Annotated in this window: 9 protein-coding genes; 6 read left to right on the top strand and 3 right to left on the bottom strand. The window is 58.3% G+C overall.

The features are described from left to right. Positions 1 to 168 precede the first annotated feature (168 nt). Both clpA and clpS read right to left on the bottom strand, forming a co-directional pair. Positions 169 to 2,439 (bottom strand): ATP-dependent Clp protease ATP-binding subunit ClpA, encoded by a 2,271-nt coding sequence (clpA, locus tag IB254_RS20555; protein WP_008033994.1) that lies wholly within the window; start codon positions 2,437 to 2,439, stop codon positions 169 to 171. Positions 2,440 to 2,469: 30 nt separating this feature from the next. Continuing rightward, a complete protein-coding gene (gene clpS, locus IB254_RS20550; RefSeq protein ID WP_015094394.1) occupies positions 2,470 to 2,832 on the bottom strand; it encodes an ATP-dependent Clp protease adapter ClpS in 363 nt (120 codons plus the stop codon). Between the two features lie 225 nt (positions 2,833 to 3,057). Here clpS and IB254_RS20545 point away from each other — a divergent pair, with 225 nt between their 5' ends. After that, positions 3,058 to 3,348: a cold shock domain-containing protein gene (locus tag IB254_RS20545; RefSeq protein ID WP_192419122.1), complete on the top strand. Its 291-nt coding sequence runs from the start codon at positions 3,058 to 3,060 to the stop codon at positions 3,346 to 3,348. Between the two features lie 62 nt (positions 3,349 to 3,410). On the opposite strand, the gene icd is transcribed toward IB254_RS20545, so the two are convergent. Continuing rightward, positions 3,411 to 4,667, bottom strand: a complete 1,257-nt coding sequence (icd, locus tag IB254_RS20540) for an NADP-dependent isocitrate dehydrogenase (RefSeq protein WP_008033986.1) — start codon at positions 4,665 to 4,667, stop codon at positions 3,411 to 3,413. Here icd and IB254_RS20535 point away from each other — a divergent pair. The 5 genes from IB254_RS20535 to hflD all read left to right on the top strand — a co-directional run bounded on the left by IB254_RS20535 (position 4,666) and on the right by hflD (position 9,853). Further along, complete coding sequence (locus tag IB254_RS20535) at positions 4,666 to 4,893, top strand: hypothetical protein (protein WP_032829130.1); 228 nt, start codon at positions 4,666 to 4,668, stop codon at positions 4,891 to 4,893. The two genes, icd and IB254_RS20535, sit on opposite strands and share 2 nt — an antisense overlap. A gap of 268 nt (positions 4,894 to 5,161) precedes the next feature. Continuing rightward, positions 5,162 to 7,387, top strand: coding sequence for an NADP-dependent isocitrate dehydrogenase (locus tag IB254_RS20530; RefSeq protein WP_192419121.1), 2,226 nt, complete (start codon positions 5,162 to 5,164; stop codon positions 7,385 to 7,387). A gap of 194 nt (positions 7,388 to 7,581) precedes the next feature. Further along, a complete protein-coding gene (locus tag IB254_RS20525) occupies positions 7,582 to 8,028 on the top strand; it encodes an NUDIX hydrolase (protein WP_192419119.1) in 447 nt (148 codons plus the stop codon). Between the two features lie 59 nt (positions 8,029 to 8,087). Further along, complete coding sequence (gene mnmA, locus IB254_RS20520) at positions 8,088 to 9,233, top strand: tRNA 2-thiouridine(34) synthase MnmA (protein ID WP_192419117.1); 1,146 nt, start codon at positions 8,088 to 8,090, stop codon at positions 9,231 to 9,233. After that, a complete protein-coding gene (gene hflD / locus IB254_RS20515; RefSeq protein ID WP_192419115.1) occupies positions 9,230 to 9,853 on the top strand; it encodes a high frequency lysogenization protein HflD in 624 nt (207 codons plus the stop codon). The genes mnmA and hflD overlap by 4 nt, the downstream gene beginning before the upstream one ends. The last annotated feature ends 89 nt before the right edge of the window (positions 9,854 to 9,942 follow it).

Here is a 9,942-nt window from a genome sequence, read left to right as displayed (position 1 = left end):
CGACAATTTAAAGGTCAGCGTGTAGTCTCGCTGACTACGCCTTTTTACTGATTCCATTACGTCCTCCTGAAAAACAGATCAGAAGGTGTAAACCTTATTCAGGACGGGACACAGACAACAAAAAAGGCGCCCGAAGGCGCCTTTCGCTTTACAACAGATCAACAACCGTCAGGCCATTTCAGCCGTGGTCTCAAACTCAAAGGTCAACTCACCATCTTTGAGATCGATATGCACCACCCCACCATGGTCAGCCAGCTCGCCAAAGAGAATCTCTTCCGCCAGCGGACGCTTGATCTTGTCCTGGATCAAACGCGCCATCGGCCGAGCGCCCATTGCCGAGTCGTAACCACCTGCCGCCAGCCAGCTGCGCGCCGCGTCGGTCACTTCCAGCTGCACGCGCTTGTCTTCCAACTGCGCCTGAAGCTCGGTAAGGAACTTGTCCACCACGCTTTTGATGACCTCATGACTGAGGCGACCAAACTGGATAATGGTGTCCAGACGGTTGCGGAACTCCGGCGTGAAGCTCTTCTTGATCACTTCCATCGCATCGGACGAGTGGTCCTGATGGGTGAAACCGATCGAAGCACGCGCTGCAGTTTCGGCACCGGCGTTGGTCGTCATGATGACAATCACGTTACGGAAGTCCGCCTTGCGCCCGTTGTTATCGGTCAGCGTACCGTGGTCCATGACCTGCAACAGCAGGTTGAAGACTTCCGGATGCGCCTTCTCGATTTCATCGAGCAACAGCACGCAGTGAGGCTGCTTGGTAATGGCTTCGGTCAGCAGACCGCCCTGATCAAATCCGACGTAGCCAGGAGGCGCACCGATCAGACGCGATACGGTGTGGCGCTCCATGTACTCGGACATATCAAAACGAACCAGCTCGATACCCAACGCCTTGGCCAACTGACGCGCCGCTTCGGTTTTACCGACACCGGTCGGGCCTGCGAACAGGAACGAACCGACAGGCTTGTCAGGCGACTTGAGGCCGGCACGGGACAGTTTGATCGCAGTCGACAACGAGTCGATTGCGGCATCCTGACCAAACACCGTCAGCTTCAGGTCACGCTCAAGGTTACGCAGCAGCTCTTTGTCGGAGCTGGTGACGTGTTTTGGCGGAATCCGCGCGATTTTCGCGACGATGTCCTCGACCTGAGGCACTTCGATGCGTTTCACGCGTTTCTCGATCGGTTGCAGACGCTGGTAGGCGCCCGCCTCGTCGATCACGTCGATGGCCTTGTCCGGCATGTGCCGGTCATTGATGTAACGCGAGGCCAGTTCGGCAGCGGCGCGCAGGGCCTCATCACTGTATTCGATATTGTGATGGAGCTCGAAACGCCCTTTCAGGCCACGCAGGATGCCAATGGTGTCTTCCACCGACGGTTCCGACACATCGACTTTCTGGAAGCGTCGTGCCAGGGCACGGTCCTTCTCGAAGATGCCGCGGAATTCCTGGAAGGTGGTCGAACCGATGCAACGGATATCACCGGACGACAGCAGCGGCTTGAGCAGGTTCGAGGCATCCATGACGCCACCGGACGCGGCACCCGCACCAATGATGGTGTGGATTTCGTCGATGAACAGGATCGCCTGCGGACGTTTTTTCAGCTCATTGAGCAACGCCTTGAAGCGTTTCTCGAAATCGCCGCGGTATTTGGTCCCGGCCAGCAAGGCGCCCAGATCGAGGGAATACACCACGCTGTTGGCCAGCAGGTCCGGCACCTGGTTGTCGACAATACGCTTGGCCAGGCCTTCGGCAATCGCGGTTTTACCCACGCCCGCCTCGCCCACCAGCAGCGGGTTGTTTTTGCGTCGACGCGCGAGGATCTGCGCGACACGCTCGACTTCGAGCTCACGGCCTACCAACGGATCGATACGACCCTGGCGCGCGAGTTCGTTGAGGTTACTGGCATAAGCATCCAGAGGATTGCCTGAAGAAGAAGACTCACCGCCCTCGTCGTCCTGCATATCTTGCTCACCTTCAGAGTGATCGCCATGCCCCGGCACTTTGGAAATGCCGTGTGCGATGTAGTTGACGACATCAATGCGTGCAACGCTCTGCTGTTTCAGCAGGAACACTGCCTGACTTTCTTGCTCACTGAAGATCGCAACCAGCACGTTGGCGCCAGTCACTTCGCGTTTGCCCGAGCTCTGTACGTGGAAAACAGCACGCTGCAGAACACGCTGGAAGCCCAGGGTAGGTTGGGTCTCGCGATCCTCATCATGAATAGGGATCAACGGCGTGGTGGAGTCGATGAACTCCTGCAGATCATGCTTGAGTTTGTCGAGGTTGGCGCCGCAGGCACGCAAAACGGTGGCGGCAGCCTCATTGTCCAATAAGGCCAGCAGAAGATGTTCGACGGTCATGAACTCATGACGCTTCGAACGGGCCTCCTTGAAGGCAAGATTGAGGGTGACTTCGAGCTCGCGGTTTAACATAGCTTCACCTCATACCCAAGTGGTCGGCGATTAACCGTCCTTCTCGATTTCACAGAGTAGCGGATGCTGGCTTTCCCTGGCGTACTGGTTGACCTGCATGGCCTTGGTCTCGGCAATGTCGCGGGTAAACACTCCACATACTGCCCGTCCTTCTGTGTGGACGGCCAGCATGACCTTGGTCGCCAGCTCGCGATTCAGGTTAAAAAACACCTCGAGCACTTCGACGACGAAATCCATCGGTGTGTAGTCATCATTAAACAAAACCACCTTGTACATCGGCGGCGCCTGTAAAGCAGGCTTGGCCTCCTGAACAGCAATGCCTGCGGAATCGTCGTCGTGTAAATCAGGGCGATCCTGATTGAATGTTAGTCGAATCTGGCTGATTGCATGCATGGAAAGAAAGGTTCGTCAGTTGTGCGAATACAGTAGTGGGGACGGTTATGAACGATTTCAATACCGACTGCCGGGTCACCTTGACTATCGGCAAAACGGTGTTACAACCAATAGAGCCCACAGTGGGTAAAAAAGGTCCGCGGAGTCAATCTTATTTACAGGATTCGACTGCGGATGTACTGGATGATACTCCAGTGATGGAGTCTGTTGCAGAGGGATATGAGCATGGCTGTCGGTAAGGTGAAATGGTTCAACAATGCCAAGGGATTCGGTTTCATCAACACCGACGCCCGCGAAGGGCAGGACGAGGACGGTAAAGAGATCGATTTCTTTGCCCACTATTCCGCCATTGAAATGGACGGGTACAAAACCCTCAAGGCCGGACAGCTCGTGAAATTCGACATTGTGCAAGGCCCCAAAGGCCTGCATGCCACGAAGATCACGAATGCGACTGTCGAGCATGAACACGCCCAGCCCTCCACCCATCATGACCGTCATGAAAAGGTATCGAACTGACGCAACCGATCATCCAGTCATAAAAAAAACCGCCCGAAGGCGGTTTTTTTGTGCCGATTCGCTTACATGTGCGAAATCAGTGCATCGCCAAACCCCGAAGACGACACCAGCTTCGCGCCATCCATCAGACGTTCGAAGTCATAGGTCACGGTCTTCGCGGAAATCGCGCCGTTGGTGCCCTTGATGATCAGGTCGGCCGCTTCGGTCCAGCCCAGGTGACGCAGCATCATCTCGGCGGACAGGATCAGCGAGCCCGGGTTGACCTGGTCCTTGCCGGCGTACTTCGGCGCAGTACCGTGGGTCGCTTCGAACATGGCGATGGTGTCGGACAGGTTGGCACCCGGCGCGATACCGATACCGCCCACTTCCGCCGCCAGGGCGTCGGAGAGGTAGTCGCCGTTCAGGTTCAGGGTCGCGATCACATCGTATTCGGCCGGGCGCAGCAGGATCTGCTGGAGCATGGCGTCGGCGATGGCATCCTTGACGATGACGTTCTTGCCGGTTTTCGGGTTCTTGAACTGCATCCACGGACCGCCATCGAGCAGGGTCGCGCCGAACTCTTCAGCCGCCACTTCGTAGGCCCATTCCTTGAAGGCACCTTCGGTGAACTTCATGATGTTGCCTTTGTGCACGATGGTCAGCGAGTCGCGGTCGTTGTCGACCACGTACTGCAGGGCCTTGCGTGCCAGACGCTTGGTGCCTTGCAGGGACACCGGCTTGACGCCGATACCGCAGTTTTCGTCGAAACGGATCTTGGTGACGCCCATTTCTTCTTTGAGGAACTTGATGACCTTGGTCGCTTCCGGCGAACCGGCCTTCCACTCGATACCGGCATAAATGTCTTCCGAGTTTTCACGGAAGATCGTCATGTCGACGTCGCCTGGCTTCTTGACCGGGCTAGGCACGCCTTCGAACCAGCGCACCGGGCGCAGGCAAACGTACAGGTCGAGTTGCTGACGCAGGGCCACGTTCAGGGAACGAATGCCGCCGCCGACCGGCGTGGTCAGAGGGCCCTTGATGGAAACCACGTAGTCCTTGACTGCGTCCAGGGTTTCCTGAGGCAGCCAGGTGTCCTGATCGTAAACCTGAGTCGCTTTCTCCCCGGCGTAGACTTCCATCCAGGAAATTTTGCGCTCGCCGCCGTAAGCCTTCTTAACAGCAGCATCGACAACCTTGATCATGACCGGGCTGATATCAACGCCAATACCATCGCCTTCGATGAAGGGGATGATCGGGTTGTTAGGAACATTGAGAGAATGGTCCGCGTTGACGGTGATTTTGTCGCCGACTGCTGGAACCTGAATCTTCTTGTATCCCATGCTGAACTCCATTGTTTGGATTGAACATCTGGCTTCGTCCGAGCGTACCCCAGTTAAATCGGCGCGCAAACCCTATGTTCTGCCCATCGACTGCAAAGCTGCGCAGTTCGTGTTCTACAAGCCTGAAAGCAAAGGGAAAAGCGCCAAACTCAAGCACGGCCAACGACTCTACGCCCTGCACTCCCCTGCGACCTTTAGACCAATGGACGACAATCGTTACGTATGAACCATCGGCAGATTGCCAGCTACCTATGTATAATGCCGCCCGCTGACCACAGAGTCACGACGGCCGACCTCTCTAGCACGAGACTTTGGACCCGAAAAAGCAGGACTGTTACCGCAGTCCACCCGCTTGACGCTCGACTGATGCACCCAACATCACCGCGCACAAATCTCGACATTCGGCTCATGGATGACTTTGAACGAACGCGCTTACCCGGCGCCCCTCGAGTTTCTGCGCACGCTTTAGCAAAGAAGAGAGAGTTAATCCGAATATGCCCACCCGCTCGAAGATCATCTATACCTTCACCGACGAAGCCCCAGCCCTCGCCACCTATTCACTGTTGCCTATCGTAGAAGCGTTCACCGCTTCGGCTGATATCGCCGTTGAAACCCGCGATATCTCTCTTGCAGGGCGCATCCTGGCCAGCTTCCCCGAGCAATTGGGTGACAAAGCCGTAGCCGACCACCTCGCCGAACTGGGCGACCTGGCCGTTACGCCAGAAGCCAACATCATCAAGCTGCCGAACATCAGTGCTTCGGTTCCGCAACTGCAGGCCGCGATCAAAGAGCTGCAAGCCCAGGGCTTCGCACTGCCGGACTACCCGGAAACCGTGACCAGCGACGCCGACAAAGAAGCCAAGTCGCGCTACGACAAGATCAAGGGCAGCGCCGTGAACCCGGTTCTGCGCGAAGGCAACTCCGATCGTCGTGCCCCGCTGTCGGTCAAGAACTACGCTCGCAAGCACCCGCACAAAATGGGCGCCTGGGCTGCGGACTCCAAGTCCCACGTCGCGCACATGAGCACCGGCGATTTCTACGGCAGCGAAAAAGCTGCCCTGATCGACGCCGCTGACGCCGTCAAAATCGAACTGATCGCTCAAGACGGCACCACCACCGTCCTGAAAGAAAAGACCACCGTGCAAGCCGGTGAGATCCTCGATTGCGCGGTCATGAGCAAAAACGCTCTGCGCAGCTTCATCGCTGCCGAGATCGAAGACGCCAAAGCCAAGGGCGTGCTGCTGTCGGTTCACCTGAAAGCCACCATGATGAAGGTCTCCGACCCGATCATGTTCGGCCAGATCGTTGCCGAGTTTTATAAAGACGCACTGGCCAAGCACGCTGACGTGCTGGCACAGATCGGCTTCAACCTGAACAACGGCATCGGCGACCTGTACGCTCGCATCAAGGCTTTGCCTGCCGAGCAACAAGCGCAGATCGAAGCGGACATCCAGGCGGTCTACGCCGTTCGTCCGTCGTTGGCCATGGTCAACTCCGACAAAGGCATCACCAACCTGCACGTGCCGAGCGACGTAATCGTCGACGCCTCGATGCCGGCGATGATCCGTGACTCCGGCAAAATGTGGGGCACTGACGGTCAGCTGCACGACACCAAGGCTGTGATCCCGGATCGCTGCTACGCCACCATCTACCAGGCTGTTATCGAAGACTGCAAGCTGCACGGCGCTTTCGATCCGACCACCATGGGCAGCGTGCCAAACGTTGGCCTGATGGCGAAAAAGGCCGAAGAGTACGGCTCGCACGACAAGACTTTCCAGATCAAGACCAACGGCGTTGTCCGCGTGACGGACAGCAAAGGCGCCTTGTTGCTGGAGCAGTCGGTTGAAGCCGGCGACATCTTCCGCATGTGCCAGACCAAAGACGCGCCGATCCAGGACTGGGTCAAACTGGCCGTCAACCGTGCTCGCGCAAGCAGCACCCCGGCGATTTTCTGGCTGGACCCAATGCGCGCTCACGACGGCGTAGTGATCGAGAAAGTTCAGGCTTACCTGAAGGATCACGACACCTCCGGCCTGGACATCCGCATCATGTCGCCAGTCGACGCGATGGCCTTCACCCTGGGCCGCACCCGCGAAGGCAAGGACACCATCTCGGTGACCGGTAACGTACTGCGCGACTACCTGACCGACCTGTTCCCGATCATGGAGCTGGGCACCAGCGCCAAGATGCTGTCGATCGTTCCGCTGATGAACGGCGGCGGTCTGTTCGAAACCGGCGCCGGCGGTTCGGCACCGAAGCACGTTCAGCAACTGCTGGAAGAGAACTTCCTGCGCTGGGATTCCCTGGGCGAGTTCCTCGCACTGGCCGCCTCCCTTGAGCACCTGGGCGTTACTTACAACAACCCTAAGGCGCTGGTTCTGGCCAAGACCCTGGACCAGGCCACCGGCCAGTTCCTGGACAACAACAAGTCGCCATCGCGCAAAGTCGGCAACATCGACAACCGCGGCAGCCACTTCTACCTGGCGCTGTACTGGGCTCAGGCCCTGGCCGCCCAGACTGAAGACGCTGCACTGCAAGCGCAGTTCGGCGAGCTGGCAAAAACCCTGACCGAGAACGAGGCGACCATCGTTGCCGAGCTCAACGCCGTTCAGGGCAAGCCAGTGGACATCGGCGGTTACTACCACGCCAATGCCGAGCTGATCAGCAAGGCCATGCGCCCGAGCGCAACCTTCAACGCGGCTATCGCTGCGCTGGTTTAAGGTTGTAAGGATGCAAAGTAGCCCCGGCCCAGTGCCGGGGTTTCTGTTTCTACAGGCTGACCACAACCTTGTAGGAGCCGGCTTGCTGGCGATCGCGGTGTATCAGCCAACAAAAATGTTGAATGATAAAACGCAATCGCCAGCAAGCCGGCTCCTACAGGGTCCGTATTTCAATTGGAAATGGAGGAAGATTTATGGACTGGAAACCCCACATCACCGTAGCCACCATCGTCGAAGACAATGGCCGCTTCCTGATGGTCGAAGAAACCAAGCACGGACGGACGGTGCTCAACCAGCCCGCCGGCCACCTCGACCCGAACGAAACCCTGACCGAAGCCGCCGTACGCGAAACGCTCGAAGAAACCGGCTGGGACGTCGAGGCGACCGGCGTAGTGGGCATTTACCTCTACACCGCGCCCAGCAACGGCGTGACGTATCAGCGAGTCTGCTTCATCGCAAAAGCGCTCAAGCACCACCCTGACTATCAGCTGGATGACGGCATCGTCGGCGCAAAATGGCTGACGCGTGACGAACTGATGGCACAACGCGCAAACTGGCGCAGTGAGCTGATCATCCGTTGTATCGATGATTATCTGGACGGTAAACACTTCGGCCTCGAACTGATCCGCCCTTCTCTTTAGCCTTGTGGGCTGCGGCCTGCTAGAATCGCGTCCTTTTTCAAGACACTCATTGAATCCCTATGCGTGATCCAGCCCCTTCTGACACACAAAAGAAGCGCGTCATTGTCGGCATGTCCGGCGGCGTGGACTCTTCCGTTTCCGCCCTCCTGCTGATCGAGCAGGGTTATGAGGTGGAAGGCCTGTTCATGAAGAACTGGGAAGAAGACGATGGAACGGAATACTGCACCGCCATGGACGACCTGGCGGACGCCCAGGCCGTGTGCGACAAAATTGGCATCAAGCTGCACACCGCCAACTTCGCCGCCGAGTACTGGGACAACGTGTTCGAGCACTTCCTGGCCGAATACAAGGCCGGTCGCACGCCGAACCCGGACATCCTGTGCAACCGCGAAATCAAGTTCAAGGCGTTCCTCGACTACGCCATGGTGCTCGGCGCCGACCTGATCGCCACCGGCCACTACGTGCGCCGCCGCGACATCGACGGCCGCACCGAACTGCTCAAGGGCCTGGACCCGAACAAGGACCAGAGCTACTTCCTGCACGCCGTCGGCGGCGAACAGATCGCCAAGACCCTGTTCCCGGTCGGCGAGCTGGAAAAGCCGCAAGTACGCGCGATTGCCGAAAAATACGAACTCGCGACGGCGAAGAAAAAAGATTCCACCGGGATCTGCTTTATCGGCGAACGCCGCTTCAGCGACTTCCTCAAGCAATACCTGCCGGCGCAGCCAGGCGAAATCAAAACCACCGAAGGTGAAGTCATCGGCCGCCACCACGGCTTGATGTACCACACCATCGGCCAGCGTCAGGGCCTGGGCATCGGCGGCTTGAAAGACGCCAGCGACGAGCCGTGGTACGTGCTGATCAAGGACCTGGAACACAACGAACTGATCGTTGGCCAGGGCAATGACCACCCCTACCTGTTCTCCCGCGCCCTGCTCGCCTCGGACATCTATTGGGTCAACCCTATCGACCTGAGCGAGCCGCGCAAGCTGACCGCCAAAGTGCGTTATCGCCAGAGCGACCAGTCGTGCACGCTGGAGAAAACCGCCACCGGCTACCGCGCGACCTTCGATGACCCGCAACGCGCGGTCACTCCGGGTCAGTCCGTGGTGTTCTACGACGGCGAAATCTGCCTCGGCGGCGGCGTGATTGAAGTGGCGGAACCGTGGACCAGCAAAGGCACCCTTCAAGGCGAGCAGCAATGAGCCCCACTCAGGAGCAACTGACGGCGCTGGGCGGCGTGTTTCTCGCCGCCGTCCTTGTCGACAAGATCGCCAAGACCGGCCAGACCAGCGAAGCCGGCCTGACCTGCATGCTTGGCAGCCTGCTGATTCGCGACCCCAAGGACACGCTGGAAGTCTACGGCGGCGACGACATCAATCTGCGCGAAGGTTACCGCGCACTGATCGGCGCCCTTGAACGCGACCCGAGCACCCTGCAGCGCGAACCGCTGCGCTACGCCCTGGCAATGCTCGGGCTGGAGCGTCAACTGGCCAAGCGCAACGACATGCTCGACGTGATCGGCAAACGCCTGCCGCAGATTCAGTCCCAGGTCGAACACTTCGGCCCGGCACACGAAAATGTGATCGCCGCTTGCGGCGCGCTGTACCAGGACACCCTGAGCACCTTGCGCCAACGGATTCAGGTTCACGGCGACATGCGCAACCTGCAGCAGCCGAGCAACGCTTCGAAGATCCGCGCGCTGTTGCTGGCCGGGATTCGTTCGGCACGCCTGTGGCGGCAGTTGGGCGGTCATCGCTGGCAGTTGGTCGTCAGCCGCCGCAAATTGCTGAAAGAGCTTTACCCGCTGATGCGCAGCAGCTGAACCGCGCCCGCAACACCGTTTTGTAGTCAGTAACGCGTAATACGCTGGTCAGTTGGCAACGGACCGGCGGATTTTTTCATGTATGATAC

It is taken from the genome of Pseudomonas sp. PDM03, assembly GCF_014852385.1.
GTDB classification, from domain to species: Bacteria; Pseudomonadota; Gammaproteobacteria; order Pseudomonadales; family Pseudomonadaceae; genus Aquipseudomonas; species Aquipseudomonas migulae.
Note: the sequence above shows the minus strand (reverse complement) of the source record. Positions and strands in the feature narration are given on the sequence as shown.